Raw genomic sequence first — 22,701 nt, 5'->3', positions numbered from 1 at the left:
TCAGACGAGGAGGAGGCCGGCCAGCGCCAGGACGAGGGCCGGCGGCATGACGATCAGGCCGAGCTTGAGGAAGCGCCAGAAGCCGACATCCTGCCCTTCGCGACGGATCGCCGTGAGCCAGAGGATGGTGGCGAGGGAGCCCGTGACGGATAGGTTGGGGCCGATATCGACGCCGATGAGGACCGCGCCCGCGACCTTGTCCGGGACATGGGCGGTCTGCACCGCCGCGCCGGCGATGAGCCCGGCGGGCAGGTTGTTGACGAGATTGCACAGGACCGCGACCAGCGTGCCGGCGCCCCAGGCCGTCTCGGTCGGCGCGGCCGTCGCGGCCCGCTTGAGGGTGTCGGCGATCATCCGGAGGATGCCGGTCTTCTCCAGGGCCTCGACGAGGACGAACAGGCCGGCGACCAGGGGCAGCACGCTCCAGGACACGTCACGCGCCACCTCGACGAGGCCGCCGCGCTTCATCAGGAGGACCGCCGCGGTGGTGAGGCCGCCCGCCACGAAGGTCGGCAGGCCGAGATCGAGGCCGAGCGCTGAGGCGCCGATGAGGACGCCGCCCGTGGCGACGATGCCGAGACCGGCGACGAGGCCGGTCCGGGACAGGCGCACCGGCTCGACATCGGTGGCCACCTGCTGGGTCCGAAGGACCGAATTCTGCGTCAGGCGCAGGCTCGCGTAGGTGGCGGCGATGGCCAGCACCGAGGGGAGCGCGAACATCGCCAGCCATCGCGTCAGGGGCGGCATGTGCTCGGCGAAGACCACGAGGTTGGCCGGGTTCGAGATCGGCAGCACGAAGCTCGCCGCATTGGCGATGAAGGCGCAGATGAACAGGTAGGGCAGCGGGTTCTCGACCTTGGCGGCCTTGGTGGCGGCGTAGACGGCGGGCGTCAGCACAACCGCGCAGGCATCGTTCGACAGGAACACCGTCACCACCGTGCCGACGACGTAGATCAGGGTGAACAGGCGCGTGGCCGATCCCTTGGCGGCCCGCACCGCGATGCCGGCCAGCCAGTCGAACAATCCCTCCTTCCGGGCGACCTCGGACATCAGCATCATGCCCACGAGGAAGAGATAGACGTCCGTGCCCTTGAGGATGCCCTCCCAGGCAATCCCGGCCGGCATCAGGCCGAAGACGACGAGGGCGGCGGCCCCCAGCACCGCCCAGACGGCCTCGGGCCACGCGAACGGGCGCACGATCACCCCGAGGGTGGCGAGCCCGGCGATGATCCAGGTGGCGAGGTGGGGCGTCATGGGGAGAGCGAGCATCGCAAGGCTGGGTCCGTCGAGGCAGGAAAAGCGGCGTGGTGATCGGGCTGGTGCCTACCAGTGCCGGCCGTTGCGGTTGGGACCGAGCTGCGTGCCGAGAAGCCCCTTCTCGGGCCAGGCGCCGACGCAATCGGCATCGCTGCCGAGGCCCTTCGAGACGGGGATGCCAGCGGCATCCCGGGCCGGCTCGACGGAATCCTCGTCCGTGCCACCGGCGACATCCACGGCGCGGACCACGAGGCGGCGGGCCTGCGGCCCCCAGGCGATGCGGGCGCGGTAGCGCCGGTCGCCCTCGGCCCGGGTCATGGGGTGCGGGGGCCCGCCATCGACACTGACGCTGCAGGCCGTCACGGGTGTCGCGCCCAGCACGAGGGCGCGGACCTCGATGGTGTCGCCGACGATGTGCTCGGCATCGGCCGCGTCGTGGGCGAGGCGCCGGTCGGCCGGGGCGGTGACGAGGACGAAAGGCCAGGGCCGGGCAAGTTCCTTGAAGCGCCAGCTCACCACGCCCCGGTCGATGGCGGCCACGGCGTAACCCACCGGCCCCTCCTCGATCTGCCCGGTGGAGCGGGTGGCGGCGAAGATCGTGCGGCCGTCATTGGCGAGTTCGTTGTAGTGGGTGTGGCCCATCTCCACGAGGCGGACCCGCGAGCCCGAGACGAGGTGCGCCACGCGGGTCGCTTCCCCGTCGCCCTTCAGGTCGGCCGGGTAGGTGTGCATGAACAGGGCGCAGTCGAGCCCGTCCCGCTCGGCGCCCTGCACTTCGCCCTCGAGCCAGGCGAGCTGTTCGGACCCGAGGCGGAAGTCGGGACCGCCGGAGCCGGGGCCGCTCAGGTCGAGGAACAAGCAGCGCAGGCCCGACACGTCCATGGCGTAGGGCAGGCGCCGCGCATCGAGGCCGGCGTAGAAGGCGTCGAGGCTGCCCCCCTCGACATCGTGGTCGCCGGTGATGACGTGGACCGGCAGGCGCAGCCGGTCGAGGCCCGCGCGGACGAGGGCGTACTGGGCCGGAGTGCCGTTGTCGGCGTTGTCGCCCGGCAGGTAGACGAAATCGAGCCCGTCGGCCGCGTTGATCTGGTCCACGATGGCGGAGAAATCGCGGGCGTTGGGCGCCTCCGCCCCGGTGAGGTGCAGGTCGCCGATATGGGCGAAGGCGAGGATGTCGTCGCGGGCTGACATGCGGTGCCGCTCAGACCGCCGCGGCCGGAAGGGGGGCTGCGCCCCCACCGGTGGCGTCGCCGCGGCCGGGCTCGTAGCCGTAGGTCTCCGGCATGGCGAAGAGGTAGAGGGCGAAGCCCGCGCCCGCGATGGCGGCGAGCGCCAGGAAGGCGGTGGAATAGCCCGCCGAGACGATGATCACGCCGGCGAGCGTCGCCGAGAGCGCGGCCCCCAGGCCCTGCGCCGTGGCCACTGCCCCCTGCGAGACGTTGAACCGGCCGGTGCCGCGCGTCAGGTCGGCGACCACGAGGGGGAACAGGGCGCCGTAGATGCCGGCGCCGATGCCGTCGAGGAGCTGGACGCCGACGAGGTAGAACGGGTTGTCCGACAGGGTGTAGAGCACGCCGCGCACCGCGAGCACGCCGAAGGCCGCGAGAAAGATCGGCTTGCGGCCGATGGCGTCGGCCTTGGCGCCGACGAACACGGCGACCGGCACCATGACGAGCTGGGCCGCCACGATGCAGATGGCGATGAGCGAGGTCGCGTTGTCCTTGCCCGAGAGATGGGTCAGCAGCTGGCCGACCGAGGTCAGCATCGCCGCGTTGGAGAGGTGGAACAGGGCGGCGAGCACAGCAAACAGGACGAGGTACTTGTTCTTGAGGAGCGCGGTGAGGCCCGAGGGCTCCTCGTCGGCATTGGATTTCGTCTCGGCCCTGCTGTGGTCGAGGCCACGGGCGAGGTCGTCGTCGATGGCGTCGGCCGGCACCATCAGCATGGCGCCGATGCTGCAGAAGGCCAGGATCGCCATGAGCCAGAACACCACGATGGGCCCGAAGAAGTAGGCAGTGCCGCCGGCGATAGCCGCCGAGGCGGCGTTGCCGGCGTGGTTGAAGCCCTCGTTGCGGCCGATGCGCTTGGCGAACATCTTCGGGCCGACGACGCCCAGCGTGATGGCGGCGAGCGCCGGCGGAAAGATCGCCCCGGCGATGCCGGCCACCGACTGGGTCGCGGCCACGAAGTAGAAGTTCGAGATGAACGGGAGCAGCAGGCAGCTCACCGTCACGGCGATGGCCCCGGCGATGACCACGGCGCGCTTCCGGCTGGTGCGGTCGATGAGAGCGCCGGCCGGCGTCTGGGCGATGAGGCCGGCGATGCCCGCGATGGTCATGATCAGGCCGGTGGTCGCCTCGTTCCAGCCCTGGTCGGGGCCGCGCACGGCGATGAGGTAGATGGCGAGGTACGGCCCGAGGCCGTCGCGCACGTCGGCGAGGAAGAAGTTGAGGGCGTCGAGCCCGCGCAGCGAACGGGCCGAGGGCGTGCGCACGGGAGTGCCGTCTGTCGTTGGCTCTGACACGATGAGCCCTTCCTGACGTCGCGGACGTCGCAAGATCGCATGGAACGCGTGGGGTCGTCCCGGCTCCGGCAAAGGTCCGCCCGGCCAAGTCTCGTCCAGCGACCGGCAATCCCGCGACGAGCGCACGGGTTCCGCAGGGTCGGGATTAAATTATCGTGTGTTTCGTGAAGGATGACACCCCGGTCGGATGTCGCCCAATTGCATTACGAATACGCCCGCTTGGGCCAGTAACGCGGGGACGACCCGGAGCCGTCGATGAACTCGAACGCGTCCGTCCGGTTCAGGGTGTGGAGCCGGTTGCCGGGAAAGCCCGGGCCGGCGCGCAGGGTGGTCTCCACGGTCTGGGCATAGCCGCCTTCGTCGAGGCGGTCGATCCGCGCCAGGGCCAGGGCCTCGCCGTAGCCGCGCCGGCAATCCTGCACCGGGCGGATCAGGGCGCCGTCCCGCACCACGATGCGTCCCGCCGGGCGCGCGGCGGCGAAATCGATGAGGACGGGGTTGCGCGGATGCGGGGTCCAGGGCCCCCGGAAGTCCGGCGCCGACCATAGGTGCAGGGCATCGGAATAGGCGCCGCGCGCCGCGCGCTCCGGCTGCCCGAGCCCCTGCTCGCGCACGGTGGCGAAAAGCCACCACCGGCCACCGTGTTCGAGGAGGGTCGCGTCGCTCGCGGTCACGCCGGAGACCAGGGTCGCCTGCTTGACCCAGCCGCCCGGGAAGGCGGTGGCCCGGTAGAGGTCGACGGTGCCGGCTGCCCCGCTCTCGGGGATCATCCAGTACGCGCCGTCCCGTTCGAACACGAACGGGTAGGACAGGTGATGGGGCTCCTCCAGCACCGGCACCGGTACGCCCTCCGGACCGTCCGGACCGAAGGCGACCGCCGAGATGACGCCCCGGCCGGTGGCGTGGGGATACTCCTCCACGAACAGGATCGTGCGGCCCCCGTGCGCGATGGGGAACGGGTCGGCGTAGAAGCGCAGGCCGTCATCGGGCAGGTCGTGCCAGCCGTGGTCGGGCAGACGGCGCAGGTCGACCAGATCCGGCCCCGCGAGATGACGCCAGCCGACGCGCCAGTGCGGCGTCCGGTAGCCCAGGCGGTGGAGCCGCGCCGCCACCGTGCGGGCGAGCATCGTGACGGCCCGGAGGCCGATGGCGGCGCGGGACAGGCCGGCCGGCGGCGGGGCGCCGGGCCCCATCGGCGATCCATGCGCGCCGGCCGCACCTCCGTCTCCGGCCGCTGCGCCGACGAGGGCCGACCGGATCAGATCGATCGTGCGCACGAGGCCGTCCTCGAACGCGGCCCGCATCACGGACAGGGATTCGGTGCCGAGGCGCCCGGCGGCGGCGACGCGCTCGCCGTCCATCAGAGCGGCGACGGGCGCGTGCCCGGCGAGCAGGGATGCGAGGAGGCCGGCCTCGCCGCAGGCGCCGTCGAAGGTGAGGCGCCAGACCCGCTGGCCCGGCACCGGGACGACGTCGCCGCACAGGTCGAGGACGAGGCCGGCTCGACCGAGATCCGGATAGGCCGCCAGGGCCGAAAGGGGGACGGGCGCGGCCGGGCCGTCGCCGGGCAGGCGCCGCAGGCGGGCCTCGACGGCGAACAGGAGCGCCGCGTTGGCGGGCAGCCCCCCGGGACCGGGTAGGCGCGCGACGGAAAGGTCGAGGCCCGGCAGGGCGTCCAGGGCCTCGAGCAGGCGCAGGTGCCAGCGGCGCGGCGCCCGCCCGTCCAGGCGCACGCCGACCCGGAGGGGCTTCACGCCATCCCGCATGGGGGGCTCAGGCCAGGGTCGCGGGCACGTCGACAAGGGCGGCGCGCCCCTGGACCGCGCGATGCCGGGCGAACAAGCGGTTCATCTGCACGGTCACCGCGTAGGGCGCTGCCTTGGCGTGGATCGCCGCCGGATCGAGGCGGCCGAGGCGGATGGCGTCCCACAGCCCGGCGAAGTGTTCCGCCAGGAGGGCCGCCGAGGCCTCGGTGTCGGCGCCGCGCTCCACCAGGAAGCCGCTGGTGCCGGCCTCGATGAGCCCGTCGAACTGCGGCAGTCGGATCGCGCCGAACGGGCGGCCGCTGGCGAGGCCCTCGAGGAGGAAGCACGGCATGCCCTCGAAGAACGAGGTCAGGATGCCGGCGTGGCACAGGGCCATGATCCGGGCGACGCCCCGCGCATCCTGGAATCCGTGGCGCACGGTGATGTCGCTGACGGCCGCGAATTCGGGGAACCGCGTCGGATCGCTCGCCCCGACGTAGTGGAGTTCGACCTGTCCGCCGAGGCGGGCGCGCAGGGCCGCCAGGGTCGCGAAAATGAGGGCCGGGTCCTTGAACGCGTCGAGGCGCCCGGCGAAGACGATGCGGAACACCCCGTCCGCGCAGGCGAAAGGCTGGGCCGAGAACAACGTCGTATCCACCGAGACGGTGAGCACCTCGGCCTTGGGCAGCGCCCTCGGGAACTCCCTCGCGATGCGCTCGACGATGGCCGGGTTCACGCAGAAGATGCCCGTGGCCCAGCGCAGGGCGAGGCGCTCGCCGAGGGCATGGAGGTACCAGTACGACTTGATGAGGGAATCCATCCGGTCGCCCCGGCTGCCCTCGCCGTGGACCATCTGGAAGGCGGGCAGGCCGAGGAGGCGCGCCAGGGGTGCGAACTCGAAGCGGTGGAGGTCGGCGGTGGCGGGCCCCGGCCCGATGGCGCGCCGGATCGCCCGGACGTGGCGCAGGGCGCCGAGGACGTAGTGCAGGGTGATGGACTGGCTCAGACTCTTGGCCGCGTGGTTGACGTCCTGCGCCCGGATCTGCGCGACGGGCAGGAAGTCGATGGTGCGCCCCTCGATGACGAGGGACCGGACTTCGCCGAGGGTGCAGTCGCCCGCCTCGTCGGTGCCGACGAACAGCACCGAGACATCCGCCGGGTGGTGGGCCAGGATCTGGCGGATATGGGTCTCGATGCCGCCGACCTTCGCGCCGCGCGGGTCCATGGTGTACATGAGGCAGATGCGGGCGCGCGACGGATCGGGCGCGCCCTCGGCAGTCCGCACATCGCGGAAGCCGAGGGCCCGCAGGGCCGGCTCGGCGACGGTCAGGCGGGCGAGCAGGCCGGCGCAGCGCGCATAGCGGCCGCCCAGGGCCTTCGGGGCATGCGCCATGCGCCACAGCCATTCGAGGCGCGCCGCCCGGACGCGGCGCGGCGCCCGCACCTGTATCCCCGACAGGAAATCGAGGGCCGCACCGATGCAGACGAGGCCGAGGCTCGGGTGCCGCTCCGCGGCGCGGGCGGCGAACAACTCCTGCTTGGGCGCGCCGAGCGCCACGAAGACGAGGCGCGCGCCGGAGGCCGCGATCCGGTCGGCATCGGCGTCGGCTTGCGGCGACAGGGGGTCGAACCCGAAGGGCGGCGCGTGCCAGCCGCGGATGTCGAGGTCCGGACTCGCCGCGCGCAGGGCGGCGGCGGCCCCGGCGAGGCTCTTCTCGGTGGCGCCGAACAGGTAGACGGGAACGCCATCGGCGGCGGCGGCCGCGCACAGGGGCGCGACGAGGTCGGCCCCGGTGGTGACCCGGACGGCCTCCCCGCTCCCGCCGCTCCGGCGGGCCAAGCGGGCCACGGGCCAGCCGTCGGCGCTGACGAGGGTCGCGGACCGATAGGCGGCGCGAAAGCCCGGATGGTCGCGCAGCTTGACGAGGTGATCGAGGTTCAGGGTGAAGAAGGTGAACCCGCGTCCCGCGGCGGCACGCTCCCGCACGGCCGCCACGGCCCCGGCGGGATTCGCGACATTGATGAACTGCCCGTCGATGCGCGGGGGAGCGCCCGGTGTGGGCGGGATCGAAGCCCGCGTCAGGCTTCGCTCGTGGAGGGCGGATCCGGAGGAAGGCATGCTCAAGACGTCACCGGGGATCTGGACGGGCGCGGCGCGGCCGCGCCGACGCGCTGGAGGGCCGGACCGGCCTCGGCCGATCCGGAGAAGGACAGGCCGCGCCCGGCGGCGGGGCGCCACACCGCCATCGGTTGGCGATGACGCAGGATCGCCACGACGAGGCTGGCCGCCACGGCACAGGCGAGGGCGATGAGCAGGACCGCCCGGGTGTTGGGGCTCGACGGCCTGTCCGGCGCGATGGCCGGCGCGATGATGCGGGCGACGGGCGTGTCGACGCTGTCCTGGGCGAGATTCCCGTTGGCCTTGAGGAAGCGCAGGTAGATGGCGCGCGCCGCCTCCACCTCCCGCTCCAGCTCGCGCAGACGGACGATGGATTGGTTGGTCTGGACCGCATCGCGGTTCTGGTCGTCGACCTGCCGCTTGAGCAGGGCTTCGTTCGCCACCGCGATGGCGACTTCGCCGCGCTGGGTCTCGGCGATCCGGCGCAGTTCGGCCGCGAGGAGGGAGCGGATGCCGGCGAGTTGCTGGCCGACTTCCTGAAGGGCGGGATGACGCGCGCCGAGGGTGGTGCCGAGGGTGTCCTGCTGGCGCCGGATCTCGGCATATTGCAGCCGCAACTGTTGGATCACGCCGGACTTGGCGGCGTCCCCCGTGGCACCGGGATCGCCGGTCTTGAGCGCGCGCTCGGTTTCGGCGAGGCGGGTTCGGGCGTCGAAGGTCTTGAGCTGGGCCTTGGCGAGTTCGGCGGTGGCGGTCTCGAGCTTCTGCTCGCTCACGAGCCGGCCGTTGGCGCTGACGATGCGGGCCTGGGTCTTGAACGTCTCCACCCGCGCCTCGGCGTCGTGGATCTTGTCGCCGAGTTCGGCGAGCCGGCGGTCGATCCAGACGCTCTCGGCGTTGGAGGCCTTGGACTTCGTATCGATCTGATCGTCGATGAAGGCCTTGGCGACGCCGTTGGCGAGGCGCGCGGCAGTCTTCGGATCGACGGACCACGCCTCGACCTCGAGGATCAGGGTGCGCTCCGAGCGTCGGACCACGAGGCGCTCGGCCAGGGCGGCGGTCGCCGCCTGCTTCGGGTCTCCCAGGACCGGGGGCGCGGGGGCGGGGCGCAGGCCCAGGGCCTCCTTCGCCCGCTGGAGCAGGCCGGGGCGGCCCGAGCCGAATTCCGGATTCTTGACCAGTTGCTCGGCGTCGACGACCCGGCCCAGCACCGCCGGCGAGGCAATGAGCTTGGCCTGGCTCTCCAGCACGCTCGTGTCCATGGAGGGGCGCTGTCCGGCATCGGCACTGAGGCTGGTGCCGCCGCGCGGATCGAGGAGCAGGGTCGCGGCCGTGCGGTAGAGGGGCTGCGCGAGGCTGAGGTAGACGAGGGCCGCCGCGAGGATGAGGGCGCTGACGAGGATCATCGCGGGCGCCTGGCGGCGCAGGATCGTTCCGAGTTCGCTCAACGTGACGAGATCGCCCGGACGCCGTCCGGCGCGGGAATCGTCCGGGGGCTGGGAGGTAGGCATATCGGGGCTCACGTCTCGCGCTCCGTGCAGCGTTCGTCCTGTCCCGCTTTGAAACGGAACCCGCGGACGCCGACCGACTCCGGCAATCACCGTGCCGATCTCTCGAATAGACGCAGCATCCTACGGTCGCGACTGTTTCCGAACTCCTTCCAAGCTCCGCGTGTTTTCGATCTTGCGACCATCCTGTGGATGAAACCGCACGGTAATCACCGCTTTAGGAATTGCGGCCGCTAACTTACGCAGCGCACGCATGCCTGCATGTTTGCCCCGATTTCACCAGCAGAGGACCAATCCTCGGACCGACGACAGGACACGCTCCGAACGTCGGGCGCTGATCCGGGCACTCACCTTGCCTGGACACGGATCAACATCACCCCGGCGCGGGTCCGGCGTCCCGAAACGACACGAAACGTCCCAACGATGGAACGGCCGAAACGGAACGTCCCGGATCGACCGGAGAAGCCGACGGATCTCGCCGCCCCCGGGGCGGCCGGTCCGGGCCCACCCTCTCGGGCGCATACGCCCAACAGTCCCCGGCCCCCGCCGACCCCCTTGTTCCACGCCACCCACCATCGCTACGAGGATACCATGAGCGTGACGCAGACCCCCGTCTTCACCGACTGGACGCACCAGCACGCAGAGCTCTTCAAGCATCAGCCCCTGCGGCTGGCGCACCGGCTGCACGAATCGCCGCTGTTCAGCCGCGAGGCCCTCGCGAGCCTCATCGAGAACTATCCGCGCAAGTCGTACAACCTCGTCCATATGGGTCCGGCCGGCCAGCGCCGCCTGTGGCGCGAGGGCGAGATCGGCGACCTCTCCGGTGCCGAGGTGATCGACGCCATCGAGAAGGGCCGGATCTGGATCAATCTGCGCGACGTGCGCAAGATCGACCGGCGCTACGACGATCTCCTCACCGGGGTGTTCGACGAGTTGAAGCAGCGCATGCCGGACTTCGACACGGAGAACCAGGGGATGGGCATCCTGATCTCGTCGCCGAAAGCGCAGGTCTACTACCATTGCGACCTGCCCGGTCAGGCCCTGTGGCAGATCATGGGCCGCAAGCGCCTGTATCTCTACCCGAACACGCCTCCGTTCCTCCAACCGCACGACCTCGAGGACATCGCCCTGTTCGGGCACGAGATCGACATGCCCTACCAGCCCTGGTTCGAGGAGCATGCGACGGCCTACGACCTCGAGCCGGGGCAGATGATGCACTGGCCCCTCAACGCCCCCCACCGGGTCGAGAACTTCGACTGCCTCAACGTCTCGATGACGATGGAGTACTGGACGAAGGAGATCCGCCGGAAGCACATCGTCAACGTCGGCAACGCGATCCTGCGCAGCCGGCTCGGGGTGACGCCGAAGAGCCGTGCCACCGACGGGCCGGCCTTCCTCGCCAAGGCGGTGGTGCAGAAGGCCCTCAAGAACCGCAAGTGGACCATGCGCGGCGCCGAGAAGAAGGGCCGTCCGCCGGTGGATTTCCGCCTCGACCGCACGCGGCTCGGCCAGATCGTTGATCTGCCCAAGGCCGACGCGGCCCCGGCCACGGCCTGAGGCCCGGAACACCATGGCCATCGCCCTCCCCCTTGAAGCGACTGCGGGCGACGCCCGCGGCCTCGCCTACGATGTCGCCATCGCCGAGGACTGGGCGACGGTCGAGGACCTGTGGCGGCCCCTGATGGCGGCCGGCGTCGCGACGCCGTTCCAGGACACCGCCTGGCTGCGGGCCTGGTACGCGACCCTCGGCGCGCGACCGGGCACGCGGCCCGTCCTCGTCACCGTGCGGGAGGCGGGCACGGGACGGATCGCCCTCGCCCTGCCGTGGGTCCTGGAGCGCGCGGGTGGCCTGCGGGTCGTGGGCTTCGCCGATGGCGGCATCACAGACTACAACGCCGCCCTCCTCGGCCCCGCCGCCCCGGCCGGGCCCGAGGCCTGGACCCGGGTCGCGAAGGCCGTGCGGGCGGCCCTGCCGCCGGCCGACCTCCTGCATCTCACCAAGCTCGCCGGCCCGGTCGCCGGGTGGCCCGGCACCGGCCCGACCGCGCTGAACGGCAACCTCATCCGCATCGACGGCCCGTGGGAGGCGTTCCATCGCGGCCTGGAGCGCACCTTCCGCAAGGAACTGGAGCGCAGCGGCCGGGTGTTCCTCCGCCACGACGGTGCCGCGTTCCGGCAGATCCAATCCGGCGCCGAGGCGGCGTCGATCCTCGACGCCCTGGAGGGCCTCCAGCGTGCGCGCATCGCGGATCTCGGCCTGCCCTACGTCCTCGACGACCCGGCCATCGCCCGGCACTACCGCACCCTGGTGGAGCGGGGCTTGGACGACGGCAGCGTAGTGCTGACGGCGCTCACCGCCGGCCCCGAAGTGGTGGGCGCGCTGCTCGGCCTGCGCTCGGGCGAGCACTACGCCATGGTGCGTCTCGCCGCGGCCGGGGGCGCGTGGCGCAACGTCTCGCCGGGCCGCCTGCTCATCGCCCGCACCATGGAGCACCTCCACGGGCACGGCGCACGCACCTTCGACTTCACCATCGGCGACTACGATTACAAGCGCCGCTTCGGCGTCGTGTCCGTCCCCCTCCGGGCGGTGCTCACCCCCCTGTCCGCCCGGGGGCTCCTGCCATGGGGCCTCGAGCGCGGACGGCGCGTGGCCCGGACCCAGCCGTGGATCGTGGCCCTGCGCCGCCGACTGATCGAGGCCAGGGCGAAGCCCGCCCCCGCCGCGCCGCCCCCGGGCGGCGGGGACGCCTGAGCGTCTCCGCCTCGATCGGGCCGCGGCCGGATCAGACCGGCTGCCGGCGCTGCGGCCAGTCCTCGCGAAACAGAAGGGCGAGGACGGCGAGGTAGAGGGTGCCCGCCCCCGCGATGGCGGCGACCAGCACGAGCCAGCCGGGGTTCGGCGGCATCCAGGCCAGGGGAACGAGCATGATTCCGGTGGCGAGGGCGATCCGGGCGATGGGCCGGGCCGGGATCCGCAGGCCCTCGCGGTAAGCGGCGCCGAAGCAGGCGAGGAAGCCGATGACGCTGCCGGCGAGGCAGCCGAGGCAGGCGCCGAGCAGGCCGCCGGCGAGGAGCCCGAGAGTGCAGCCGGCCAGGGTCGCCACGCTCTCGACGACGGTGACCTTGAGGAGGATGCCGGGCTTTTCGGCCAGGAGGAACACTTGGTCGGCGCAGTGGACGCGGACGTTGCGCACCGCCGCCGCGAGGGCCGCCACCGGCAGGAGAATGCGCGTCATTTCCTGGAACTCGAGCCCGATGAGGCGGTCAACCAGGGCCGGCGTCAGCCAGATCACCCCGGCGGTCGCCGGCACCACCACCGCCAGCAGGAAGATCCCGTTGCGCGCCACCTGGGCGTAGGCCTCGGTCGGGCCGCCCTGCTCCATGCGCCGCACGGCGAGCGGAAACGCGGCGGCGGTGACCAGCATGGCCGCCACCGAGAGCAGGCGTTGGCCGAGCCCCCAGCCGACGGACAGGAGGCCCACGGCCACGGCCCCGTCCAGGCGCTCGACGATGACGCGGATGCCGTTCACCGAGGCCCAGGCGATGCTCCCGCTCACGAGGAGCGGCGTGCTGTAGGCGAGGGCGACGCGCACGATTCCCGTATCGAGGCGGATGGCGCGGGTGTGGGGCAGGCGCAGCCACAGCACCGGCAGCACCGCGGCGTGGGCGAGGGCGAAGCCCGCGAGCACGGCGGTGGCCGAGTTCTCGGCCCGAGCGAGAACGACCGCCAGGGCGAAGCCCGCCACGGGACCGGCCGTCTGCGCGACGGTGTAGATACCGATGGCGCCGCCGGCCCGGGCACGCTCGGCCAGATGCGTCGTCAACGTGCGGCTGATGGTGAAGCCCAACGCCGCCGCGAGGAAGCCGGGCGTCATGGGCGTGGTGCCCGTCGCCAGGACGGCCCAGGTGACGCCGATCTGAAGCCCGGCGCTGATGAGCAGCACGGCGTTCTCGTGGGCCGCCTGTCCGGCGCGGCCGTCGGTGCCGAGGCCGGCGCCGTAGCGCAGGACGTAGGCCGACCACCAGGCGAGGCAGAGCTGGAACACGAGTTCCTGCAGGGCCATGACCAGGGCGACGATGCCGTACTCGGCCGGTGGCAGCCAATGCGTCCAGGCGACGACGGCGGCGAACTGCGCCACGGGCCCGATGAGCTGGGCCGGCAGATACCGGAGGGTGTGGCTCAGGAGCACGGGGCGCCTCGTGTCACGGAGTGGGCGACCGGACCCTGCCCCGGACCGCCCTTCCAAGCCGTGAACGTCCTGTCGGTGAACGCCCTCACGGCCGGGCGGGGCCGTCGAGGAGGGCGTCGAACAGGGTTTCGTAGCCGGCTACCGCCGCCTCCACTGAGAAGAGGGCCGCCCGGGCGACGCGGGACCCCGGGGGACCGGGATCTTCGAGCATGCGGTCGATGGCCGCGGCCAGCGCCCCGGCATCACCCACCGGCACGAGGGCGCCGAAGCGCCCACCCGCCAGGATCTCCACCGGCCCGTCGCAGGCCGTCGAGGCCACGGGCAGGCCGTGGGCGAGAGCCTCGACGAGGACGTTGCCGAACGCCTCCGCCCGCGACGAGGCGGCAAAGCACGCCGCCTCCCGGTAGAGGTGCCACGGGCGCTCGACGTGGCCCGCCAGGATCACGCGATCGGCGAGGCCCAGCTCCCGGATCAGGGCCTCCAGGGCGGGGCGCTCAGGCCCCTCACCGACGATGACGAGTTCGGCATCCGCCCGGACCCTGGCGAAGGCGCGCACGAGCGTGGAAAAATCCTTGGCCGGTGCGAGGCGCCCGACGGCGAGGACCCGGCGGGGACGGCCGAGGAGTTCGGCAGCGTCCCGGGCCGGCACGGCGGCGGCCACCTCGACGGGGTTGTGGAGGCGTACCGACCGCCCGGGCACGGCGCCGACCGCGCGAATGTAATGCGCCATCAGCCCGTCGGAGACGAAGACCGAGCGGGCGGTGAGCCGCGCCAGCACCGGCGTGGCGGCGTTGCCGAGGCGGCTGAGGCGCTGCGGCTCGCTCTGCGGATGGCCGTGGAACGAGAGGACGGCGTTCCGCCGACGCCCGGCGAGGCCCGCGGCCAATCCGTGCTTGAGGTTCGACACGCCGAGCGCCGAGAGCGACACGTCCGGTTTGTCCCGCGCGAGGTGGCGGGCGAGGCGCGCCACCGCGACGGCGTGGTTCGCGCCGAGGCCGAGGAGCCGCACGCGCGGGTCGAGGCCGGCCTCCGGGCCGTTGGCTTCGTGGTCGTAAGCCAGCGTCACCGCATGGCCCCGCGCGGCGAGCGCCGAGGCCAGCAGCGCCCAGACCCGCTCGGCCCCACCGCCTGTCACCGCATGGGTGTAGAACAGCAGCGAACGGCGGCGCGCCGCCGTGATGCCCTCGACCCGTCCTTCCTCTCCGACGCCTGGACTCATCCGCGATCCTTCCGTGGGCCGACCGACATCAGGCGAACACCGCGTCGTCGCATCGCGCTGGCACGCCGTCCACCTGCACCTCGTTCTTCTGCACACCGTCCGGCAGAGCACCTGTGGGGGCAGAGCAGACCCGGTCGCGCCCGCCGGACTTGGCCGCGTACAGCGCGGCATCGGCCCGGTGCACGGCCCGCTCGAAGTCGTCGTCGTTCGGGTCCATCGTGGTGGTGCCGATGCTGACCGTCACGGCGAGGGCACCGGTTCGGAGGGAAAACGGCTCGTCCGCGACGCTCGCCCGCAACCGTTCGGCGACGGCGGCGAGTTCCCGCTGGGTCGCCCCCGGCAGCACGACCAGAAACTCCTCGCCCCCCCAGCGGGCGACGAGATCGGTCCCCCTCAAGACGTTCCGCATCCGTTTCGCAAAGGCCGTCAGAACACGATCGCCGCCCTCGTGGCCGTGCGCGTCGTTGATGGACTTGAAGTGGTCGAGATCGGCGATGAGGAGGCCGGCCGACGGATGTCCGTCCCGGCCCGCGAAGCGTTGGCGCAGCGCCTCCGCCAGCCCCCGCCGATTGTAGAGTTCCGTGAGCGGGTCGGTCTCGGCGATCCGGACGAGGCGGCGGCTGGCCCGCTCCGCGGTCATGGCGATGTAGCCGAAATAGACGAAGACCCCGGCGACCTGATCGAGGATGAGGGAAGCCCGCGCGCTCTCCGCCGAGGCGATCGGCCTGTCGGTGCCAAGCAACATCCCGATGGAGAGCAGGAGGATCAGCGCGTAGGCTCCGAAGGCCACGGCCTCGATATACTGGGACCAGAGCCGCGCGACGCCCGGCATTCTGCGGAGGGTCTCGTAGGAGGTCAGGGCCGCCACGACGGAGCAACAGGCGAAGACCGCAGCGAGCGCGAAGCGGCTCGAGAGACCGGTGGCGAGCACGACCGGATAGAGGATGCCCGGCAGGGCAGCGAGGAATACGCCGAGCCCGACATTCACCGGCTGGCCGAAGAAGCTGCGGAACCCCGTCCAGGACAGGACCAGACTAGCGCTGTAGAGCCAGTAGACCACCATCGTGACCGGCACGGACGGCAGGGTCTCCGGCGGAACGCCCATCATCATGAACGACCCGGCCATCGAGGCCCCCATGGCCCCCATCCAGTGCCACAGGAAGGTCTGGCCGCGTTGGCTCAGGGCCATGACCAGGAAGACGATCACGTAGGCGCAGCGACTGGCGGCGCTGGCGAAATGCAGGGTGGCGAGGTCGAGGAGCATGAGGGTGCGGTTCTTTCGGCCGTCGACCGATATAGCCGCCCGGAACGTCGCGGCTGCCGGACATTGCTGGAGCAGAGACCCTAATGCGCTGCCGCGTCGATCTCGTGAAACCGAGGCGGCCCTCGATATTCCCCGATCATGATTAATCGAACATCAAAGGATCGCGGATTTTCAGACTAGCCACGCTATAGATCGCGCGTCATAGCCTCGGAGATTGCACTTTTCGTAAGATATATCCGATACGCATTGCGAGGGCGCCTAAAGAGAAGCGTCCCGGGCGGCATCCGATCCGCGCGACCGACCGCTGCATGTTCCAGAAGCGCCGACGCCCATGCGCCGGGACCCGTCTTCCGAAAGCCTCACCTCATGTCGAAGTTCGAGATGTCCCTGATCGCGGCCCTCGTCGGCCTCTGCGCGGTCCCGCCGGGGTCCGGATCATCCTACGCGGCGGAGCCGTCCAGTCCGGCGGCGGCGGCCCCGACGACGGAAGGCCTGCGGGCGGGGGACTGGCTCGTGCACGGCCGGCTCGTCGGGATGATCCCGACGGAGCGGACCTCGCGCATCGACCCCATCGGCGGACGCGTCGACACGCCGGCCGCCATCCTGCCCGATTTCGACCTGTCCTACTTCCTCACGGATCATCTCTCCGTGTCGGGTCAGGCCGGTGCGGTCCGCAACCGTCCGGTGATCCGGGGCTCCCTGGCCGGCGACATCGCCGTCGGATCGATCTGGAATGCCGCCGTCTCCAGCGTGGTGCGGTATCATTTCCTGCCGGACGCGGCCTTCAATCCCCACCTGGGCGTCGGCGTCAGCGCAATGATGCCCATCGCGGTCAATCCGGCCCCGGGAATCCCGACCTTCAAGGTGGCGTCGCTGATCTGCCCGGTGCTCCAGGCCGGGTTCGACTACCACCTGACGGGCAACTGGTTCGCCAACGCCATGGTCAAGTATGTCTTCGTGCCGCCGCAGACCTACGAAATCGCGGGGATGAAGGCCAATACCGACATGAACATGCTCATCGTCGGGGCCGGCCTCGGCTACCGCTTCTGAGACCGTCACACGGTGGTCGCGAGCACGGGGGCGATGCGAAAAAGCTTGTTCGCAGGTGCGAACCCGGGTCAACTCCCTCGGACACGAGAGGACCAGCATGCCCGCCACCGCGAACGCCCCCGGACTCGACGCCTACTGGATGCCCTTCACCGCCAACCGGCAGTTCAAGGCGGCGCCGCGCATGTTCGCCTCGGCGCAAGGCATGCACTACACGACCACCGACGGGCGTCACGTCCTCGACGGGACGGCCGGCCTGTGGTGCGTCAATGCCGGGCACGGGCGGCGCGAGATCGCGTCGGCCGTGGAGCGTCAGCTCACCACCCTCGACTTCGCGCCCTCGTTCCAGATGGGCCACCCCATCGCCTTCGACTTCGCCGAGCGCCTCGCCGCCATCGCGCCGGGCGGCGCGGCGGCGAGGCTCGACCGGGTGTTCTTCACCGGGTCGGGCTCGGAATCCGTCGACACCGCCCTCAAGATCGCACTCGCCTACCAGCGCGCCATCGGCCAGGGCACGCGCACCCGGCTGATCGGGCGCGAGCGCGGCTATCATGGCGTCGGCTTCGGCGGCATTTCCGTCGGCGGCCTCGTCAACAACCGCCGGGTCTTCCCGCTCCTGCCCGCCGTCGACCACCTGCGCCACACCCACGACCTCGACCGGAACGCCTTCGTGAAGGGTCAGCCCGAGCACGGGGCGGAGCTCGCCGACGACCTCGAGCGCCTCGTCGCCCTCCACGGCGCCGAAACCATCGCGGCCTGCATCGTCGAGCCCCTGGCCGGCTCCACCGGCGTGCTGGTCCCGCCGCTGGGCTACCTCGAACGCCTGCGCGCCATCTGCAGCCGCCACGGCATCCTGCTCATCTTCGACGAGGTCATCACCGGGTTCGGCCGCCTCGGGACGCCCTTCGCCACGGATTATTTCGGCGTGGTCCCCGACCTCGTCACCACCGCCAAGGGCCTCACCAACGGGGCGCTGCCCATGGGGGCGGTGTTCGCGAGCCGAACCGTCCACGACGCCCTGATGCACGGGCCGGAGGGCGCCATCGAGCTGTTCCACGGCTACACCTATTCGGGCCATCCGGCGGCCTGCGCGGCCGGGATCGCCACCCTCGACATCTACGTCCGCGAAGATCTCCTAACCCGCGCCGCGGCCTTGAGCGAGACTTGGACGACGGCGGTGCACGGGCTGAGACACGCCCCCCACGTCATCGACATCCGCACCCTCGGCCTCGTGGCCGGCATCGAGCTCGCGCCACGGGAGGGCGCGCCGGGGGCCAGGGCCTACGAGGTCTTCGTCGACTGCTTCGAACGCGGCCTGCTGGTCCGCGTGACCGGCGACATCGTCGCCCTGTCGCCGCCCCTCATCGTCGAGGCCGGACAGAACGACACCATGGTGTCGATCCTCGGCTACGCCATCGCCAGAGTCGCCTGAGCGCGTCTCCCACGAAAAGCCCGCTGCGCCGCCGTGTCCGGGGCCGGAACCGAAGACCGGGCGGTTCGTGAGCCATTCCGAGGCAGACCGCGCCCCGGACCATCCCGCGTCGGGGCGGGCGCGTTTACCGTCCGTTTACGCCGTCGGCCGTGAATGGTGGCCGGAGGTCGCGCGCTCGGGCAGGCTCTCCGCCTACCGGAGGCGCCCCATGTTTCCCCTGATGTTCGTGGCCATCGCCGCCGGCCTCGGCACCGCCGCCGCCGTCGCGCCCACCAGCGTGGCGCTGGCCGTGGTCACCGCGCCCTTCGGCGGCAGCTTCGCCGCCCTCGCGGCCGCGCTCTATCTCGCCCACCGGAACGGCGCGGCGGAGAGCGAACGCGCCCATGCGGACCTCCAGGGCCGGGATCTCCAGAGGCAGACCGATTCCATGGTGGCGGCCCTGCGCAGCCGCATCGAGGTACACGACCGCGCCCAGAGGCGGGCGGCGGGCAAGCCCGGCACCGGACGGCACGTCGCCTGATCCCGATGCGCCCGCGTCTCGCTCCGCATGAGAGCGACAGCGCGCGCGGACGAGCTCGGATCAGTCCTCGCTGATCCGAAACTCGAACTGAGATCAATGAGGTTCAGCGGGCGAGCCTCGCCGAGGCGGGCTCATCAAGGTTCGGCATCAGACCAGGGCCAGGAGACTCGCATTGCCGCCGGCGGCGGTGGTGTCGATGCAGGTGGTGCGCTCGAGGACGAGCATTTCGAGCGGATAGTCGCGCGCGCCCGTCGCCGGATCAAGGCGGGGCGTCAGGATCGGGACGATGGCGCCCGCCTGGGTGGCGAGGGCCCGCGCGAGGTCGGGCAGGCCCGGTTCGCCCATGGGCCACAGGGCCACGTCGCATTCCCCGACGTCGCCCAGCCGCACGTGGTCCGTCAGGGCTGCGGGAAGCGCCGGTGCGGCGTGGAGTTCCGCCACGAGGATCCGCGCCGCCTCGGACGGGCGCAGGATCGCGCGGCTGCCCGTCGCCAGGGCGGCGCCGACTTGGCCGACGAGGCCGGCCCGCGTGGTCGCCGCGCACAACACCCGCCCGCGTGGATGCAGAGCGTAACGGTTCGCTTCGCCAACAGGCCCGGGCAGGAGACCGTCGATGCCGACGGGGCCGAGGCGGATCAGGCGCTCCGCCGCCCCGGCGGCCGGCGCATCGCCGTGCTGGCGCAGCCACGCAGCCCAGGCCGCGGCCGCCGACGGGGCCGTGCCGCCCGGCAGGCCGGTTTCGGCCGGGCAAGCGGAAAGGAGCCGGTGCAGGGTCAGCGGGCCGCCCGCCTTCGGTCCCGTCCCCGAGCGGCCGTGACCACCGAAGGGCTGCACCCCGACGACGGCACCGACGAGGCTGCGGTTGACGTAGACGGTCCCGGCCTCGGCCCGCGCGCACGCCTGGTCCATCGTGGCGTCGAGGCGGGTGTGCACGCCGAAGGTAAGGCCGTAGCCCGTGGCGTTGACCGCCGCCAGGGTCGCGCCGAAGGCTTCGCGCGGGAAGCGCACCACGTGCAGCACCGGGCCGAACACCTCGTGGGTCAGGTCCGACACCGCCGGGATTTCGATGAGGGTGGGCGGCACGAAGCTGCCCGCGGCGCATTCCTCCGGCAAGGTCGCCTGATGCACCGGGTACCCGGCCGCGCGCATGGCCGCGATGTGGGCGAGGATGCGGTCGCGGGCCGCGTCCGTGATCACCGGGCCGATATCCGTGGCGAGGCGGTCGGGGTTGCCGATCCGGCGTTCGGCCAGCGCCCCCTTCAGCATGGCGAGGGTCCGGTCGGCGATGCTGTCCTGGAGGCACAGGAGGCGCAGGGCCGAGCAGCGCTGCCCGGCGCAGCCGAAGGCGGAGACGAGCGTGTCGGCCACCACCTGCTCGGTGAGCGCCGAGGAATCGACCAGGAGGGCGTTGAGCCCGCCCGTCTCGGCCACCAGGGGCACGGGGCCGTCATCCTCCGGGCTCAACCGCTCGGCCAGCACCGCCTGGATACTCCGGGCCACCTCCGTCGAACCCGTGAACAACACGCCGCGCACGCGCGGATCGGCCACGAGGCGAGCGCCGGTCTCGCCCGGCCCGGGCAGGAACTGCAGCGCGCCGGGCGGCAGACCGGCTGCGAGCAGCAGGCGCGTCGCGTGCGCCGCGACCAGGGGCGTCTCCCCGGCCGGCTTGGCCAGGACCACGTTGCCGGCGCAGAGCGCCGCCGCGACCTGGCCGGTGAAGATCGACAGGGGGAAGTTCCACGGGCTGATGCAGGCGACGATCCCGAGCGGCCGGTGGGTCGCTGGGCCGAAGCCGCGCGCCTTGCCCCCGTAGTAGCGCAGGAAGTCGATGGCCTCGCGCACCTCCGCCACGGCATCGGCCACGCACTTGCCGGCCTCGCGCACGAGGAGGCCGACGAGATCCGGCATGGCCCCCGCCATGGCGTCGGCCGCCCGGGCGAGGATATCGGCGCGCAGGGCGCCCGTCGTCTCCGCCCAGGTTCCGGCGGCGGCCTCGGCGAGGCTCAGCGCCGCAACGACGGTTTCGGCATCGGCCTCCACCACCGTGCCGACGACGGCGCGCCCGTCGGCGGGGTTGCGCACGGCGCGGGGCGTGCCCGCGCGCAGGCCGTCGGTCAGGACCGGGACCGCCCGCCACGGGGCCGCCGCGCCAGTCCGCAGATCCGCCTCGAAGGCGGCGAGGGTCGCCTCGTCGGTGAGATCGAGGCCGGCGGCGTTCGCCCGGTCGGGGAAGAGATCCAGCGGCGCGCGGATCGCCGGATGGGGCGCGCCCGGATAGGCGTCGGCCCGGACCCGGGCGGCGGGGTCGGCGACGAGGTCCGCCACCGGCACGGCGGGATCGGCGAGGCGGTGGATGAAGGAGGCGTTGGCGCCGTTCTCGAGCAGGCGGCGCACGAGATAGGCCAGCAGGGTCTCGTGGGTGCCCACGGGCGCGTAGATGCGGCAGGGCCGGTTCAGGCCGTCGCGCCCGACCACCGCGTCGTAGAGGGCCTCACCCATGCCGTGCAGGCACTGGAACTCGTAGCGTCCAGGCGCGAAATCCGGCCCCGCCATCGTGTGGATCGCCGCCACGGTCTCGGCGTTGTGGGTGGCAAATTGCGGAAACACCGCGTCGGGCGCGTCCAGCAGCCGGCGGGCGCAGGCGCGGTACGACACGTCCGTGTGGACCTTGCGGGTGAAGACCGGGAAGCCGGCCAGACCCTCGACCTGGGCGCGCTTGATCTCCGCGTCCCAGTACGCGCCCTTGACGAGGCGGATCATGAGCCGGCGCCGGTGGCGGCGGGCGAGGGCGACGAGCCAGTCGATGACGTGGGGCGCGCGCTTCTGGTAGGCCTGAACGACGAAGCCGAGGCCGTCCCATCCCGCGAGCGCAGGGTCGCCGCACAGGGCTTCCAGCAGATCGAGGGAGAGGTCGAGGCGGTCGGCCTCTTCGGCGTCGATGTTGAGGCCGATGCCGTGGCCGCACGCCCGACGCGCCAGGGCGGCGAGGCGGGGCAGGAGTTCGGCCATCACGCGGTCGCGCTGGCTGCGCGCGTAGCGCGGGTGGAGCGCCGAGAGCTTGATGGAGATGCCGGGCCCCGCCAGAACCCTGTCCCGCGCGCGGATTCCCCGCCCCACCGAGGCCGCGCCGATGGCGTCGATGGCCTGCGCGTACTGCGCATCGTAGCGGTCGGCATCGGCCTGGGTCATCGCCGCCTCGCCGAGCATGTCGTACGAGTAGGTGAAGCCCCGCGCCTCGTGGGAGCGGCTGTTGTGCAGGGCTGCCGCGATGGTCTGCCCGGTGACGAACTGCTCGCCCATCCACCGCATGGCGCGGTCCACCGCTTGCCGGATCACGGGCTCGCCACCCCGGGCGACGAGGCGGGCCAGCGCCGCCGCGAGGCCGTCCGACTCGCGCGCGGCGGCGAGTCCCCCGGTGAGCGCCAGCCCCCAGGTCGCGGCGTTCACGAACAGCGACGGACTGTGGCCGAGATGGGCGAGCCAGTCGCCGGGCCCGGTCTTGTCGCGGATCAGGGCATCGCGGGTCGCGGCATCCGGGATGCGCAGGAGCGCCTCGGCGAGGCACATGAGGGCAACCCCCTCCTGGCTCGACAGGCTGTATTCGCGCAGAAGTCCCTGGACGCCGCCCACCGGCCCCCTCGCCCGCAGGCGCTCGACGAGATGGCGCGCGAGGCGCTCCGTCTCCACCGCCTCGGCCGGGGGCATAGCGGCGGAGGCGAGGAGGTCGGCGGCGCAGGCCGCTTCCGGCGCACGGCAGGCCGCCGCGATCCGCGCCCTGAGGGCCGAGGACGGCGGGGCGGCGCCCCGGAAGCGAGCGAAGGGTTCCGACGTGTCCGGTCCCGTCATGGCGCTCCCGTTCCCCCCTGCCTGTGATAC

Annotated in this window: 15 protein-coding genes; 5 read left to right on the top strand and 10 right to left on the bottom strand. The window is 72.1% G+C overall.

Translation table 11 applies throughout. The features are described from left to right. The 6 genes from MKK49_RS21740 to MKK49_RS21715 form a co-directional block, all read right to left on the bottom strand. A complete protein-coding gene (locus MKK49_RS21740; RefSeq protein ID WP_244031970.1) occupies nt 1-1,269 on the bottom strand; it encodes an arsenic transporter in 1,269 nt (422 codons plus the stop codon). Nucleotides 1,270-1,323: 54 nt separating this feature from the next. After that, complete coding sequence (locus MKK49_RS21735; protein ID WP_244031968.1) at nt 1,324-2,448, bottom strand: metallophosphoesterase family protein; 1,125 nt, start codon at nt 2,446-2,448, stop codon at nt 1,324-1,326. Between the two features lie 10 nt (nt 2,449-2,458). After that, nucleotides 2,459-3,781: an MFS transporter gene (locus MKK49_RS21730; protein WP_244031967.1), complete on the bottom strand. Its 1,323-nt coding sequence runs from the start codon at nt 3,779-3,781 to the stop codon at nt 2,459-2,461. A 203-nt stretch (nt 3,782-3,984) separates the two neighbouring features. After that, nucleotides 3,985-5,547, bottom strand: coding sequence for a formyl transferase (locus MKK49_RS21725; RefSeq protein WP_244031966.1), 1,563 nt, complete (start codon nt 5,545-5,547; stop codon nt 3,985-3,987). Between the two features lie 7 nt (nt 5,548-5,554). Then, nucleotides 5,555-7,645 carry a WecB/TagA/CpsF family glycosyltransferase gene (locus MKK49_RS21720; RefSeq protein ID WP_244031965.1) on the bottom strand — a complete coding sequence of 697 codons (2,091 nt, stop codon included), beginning with the start codon at nt 7,643-7,645 and terminating at the stop codon, nt 5,555-5,557. Nucleotides 7,646-7,647: 2 nt separating this feature from the next. Further along, on the bottom strand, nt 7,648-9,156 hold the full coding sequence (locus MKK49_RS21715; protein WP_244031964.1) for a GumC family protein: 1,509 nt from the start codon (nt 9,154-9,156) through the stop codon (nt 7,648-7,650). Nucleotides 9,157-9,750: 594 nt separating this feature from the next. Between MKK49_RS21715 and MKK49_RS21710 the strand changes: the two genes are divergently transcribed. Both MKK49_RS21710 and MKK49_RS21705 read left to right on the top strand, forming a co-directional pair. Then, entirely contained in the window at nt 9,751-10,710 is a 960-nt protein-coding gene (locus MKK49_RS21710) for a cupin-like domain-containing protein (protein ID WP_244031963.1), read from the top strand. Nucleotides 10,711-10,723: 13 nt separating this feature from the next. Next, nucleotides 10,724-11,905: a GNAT family N-acetyltransferase gene (locus tag MKK49_RS21705; protein ID WP_244031961.1), complete on the top strand. Its 1,182-nt coding sequence runs from the start codon at nt 10,724-10,726 to the stop codon at nt 11,903-11,905. A gap of 31 nt (nt 11,906-11,936) precedes the next feature. Here MKK49_RS21705 and MKK49_RS21700 read toward each other — a convergent pair whose 3' ends face one another. The 3 genes from MKK49_RS21700 to MKK49_RS21690 form a co-directional block, all read right to left on the bottom strand. Beyond that, nucleotides 11,937-13,343: a lipopolysaccharide biosynthesis protein gene (locus MKK49_RS21700; RefSeq protein ID WP_244031959.1), complete on the bottom strand. Its 1,407-nt coding sequence runs from the start codon at nt 13,341-13,343 to the stop codon at nt 11,937-11,939. 85 nt (nt 13,344-13,428) lie between these two features. Then, nucleotides 13,429-14,562 (bottom strand): glycosyltransferase, encoded by a 1,134-nt coding sequence (locus MKK49_RS21695; RefSeq protein WP_244031957.1) that lies wholly within the window; start codon nt 14,560-14,562, stop codon nt 13,429-13,431. 28 nt (nt 14,563-14,590) lie between these two features. Next, nucleotides 14,591-15,826, bottom strand: coding sequence for a GGDEF domain-containing protein (locus tag MKK49_RS21690; RefSeq protein ID WP_244031955.1), 1,236 nt, complete (start codon nt 15,824-15,826; stop codon nt 14,591-14,593). A 366-nt stretch (nt 15,827-16,192) separates the two neighbouring features. Here MKK49_RS21690 and MKK49_RS21685 point away from each other — a divergent pair, with 366 nt between their 5' ends. From MKK49_RS21685 to MKK49_RS21675, 3 genes are all read left to right on the top strand, one after another. Beyond that, a complete protein-coding gene (locus MKK49_RS21685; protein ID WP_244031953.1) occupies nt 16,193-16,876 on the top strand; it encodes an OmpW/AlkL family protein in 684 nt (227 codons plus the stop codon). Between the two features lie 97 nt (nt 16,877-16,973). Continuing rightward, nucleotides 16,974-18,305, top strand: coding sequence for an aspartate aminotransferase family protein (locus MKK49_RS21680; RefSeq protein WP_244031951.1), 1,332 nt, complete (start codon nt 16,974-16,976; stop codon nt 18,303-18,305). 208 nt (nt 18,306-18,513) lie between these two features. Then, nucleotides 18,514-18,825, top strand: a complete 312-nt coding sequence (locus MKK49_RS21675) for a hypothetical protein (protein ID WP_244031950.1) — start codon at nt 18,514-18,516, stop codon at nt 18,823-18,825. Nucleotides 18,826-18,972: 147 nt separating this feature from the next. Here MKK49_RS21675 and putA read toward each other — a convergent pair whose 3' ends face one another. Next, the gene (gene putA, locus MKK49_RS21670; protein ID WP_244031949.1) at nt 18,973-22,671 is read right to left on the bottom strand and encodes a bifunctional proline dehydrogenase/L-glutamate gamma-semialdehyde dehydrogenase PutA; all 3,699 of its coding nucleotides are present in this window, start codon (nt 22,669-22,671) and stop codon (nt 18,973-18,975) included. Nucleotides 22,672-22,701 lie beyond the last annotated feature (30 nt).

Origin of the sequence: Methylobacterium sp. J-090 (genome assembly GCF_022829345.1) — a bacterium.
Lineage (GTDB): Bacteria > Pseudomonadota > Alphaproteobacteria > Rhizobiales > Beijerinckiaceae > Methylobacterium.
The sequence above is the reverse complement of the archived record's forward strand: the minus strand, read 5'-3'. Positions and strand labels throughout refer to the sequence as shown.

Excerpts from the sequence above, each read along its gene's own strand:
- MKK49_RS21705 (WP_244031961.1), top strand. The coding sequence starts at position 10,724 with ATGGCCATCGCCCTCCCCCTTGAAGCGACTGCGGGCGACGCCCGCGGC.
- MKK49_RS21735 (WP_244031968.1), bottom strand. The coding sequence starts at position 2,448 with ATGTCAGCCCGCGACGACATCCTCGCCTTCGCCCATATCGGCGACCTG.
- MKK49_RS21675 (WP_244031950.1), top strand. The coding sequence starts at position 18,514 with ATGTTTCCCCTGATGTTCGTGGCCATCGCCGCCGGCCTCGGCACCGCC.
- MKK49_RS21725 (WP_244031966.1), bottom strand. The coding sequence starts at position 5,547 with ATGCGGGATGGCGTGAAGCCCCTCCGGGTCGGCGTGCGCCTGGACGGG.
- putA (WP_244031949.1), bottom strand. The coding sequence starts at position 22,671 with ATGACGGGACCGGACACGTCGGAACCCTTCGCTCGCTTCCGGGGCGCC.
- MKK49_RS21740 (WP_244031970.1), bottom strand. The coding sequence starts at position 1,269 with ATGCTCGCTCTCCCCATGACGCCCCACCTCGCCACCTGGATCATCGCC.
- MKK49_RS21695 (WP_244031957.1), bottom strand. The coding sequence starts at position 14,562 with ATGAGTCCAGGCGTCGGAGAGGAAGGACGGGTCGAGGGCATCACGGCG.
- MKK49_RS21720 (WP_244031965.1), bottom strand. The coding sequence starts at position 7,645 with ATGCCTTCCTCCGGATCCGCCCTCCACGAGCGAAGCCTGACGCGGGCT.
- MKK49_RS21685 (WP_244031953.1), top strand. The coding sequence starts at position 16,193 with ATGTCGAAGTTCGAGATGTCCCTGATCGCGGCCCTCGTCGGCCTCTGC.
- MKK49_RS21690 (WP_244031955.1), bottom strand. The coding sequence starts at position 15,826 with ATGCTCCTCGACCTCGCCACCCTGCATTTCGCCAGCGCCGCCAGTCGC.
- MKK49_RS21680 (WP_244031951.1), top strand. The coding sequence starts at position 16,974 with ATGCCCGCCACCGCGAACGCCCCCGGACTCGACGCCTACTGGATGCCC.
- MKK49_RS21715 (WP_244031964.1), bottom strand. The coding sequence starts at position 9,156 with ATGCCTACCTCCCAGCCCCCGGACGATTCCCGCGCCGGACGGCGTCCG.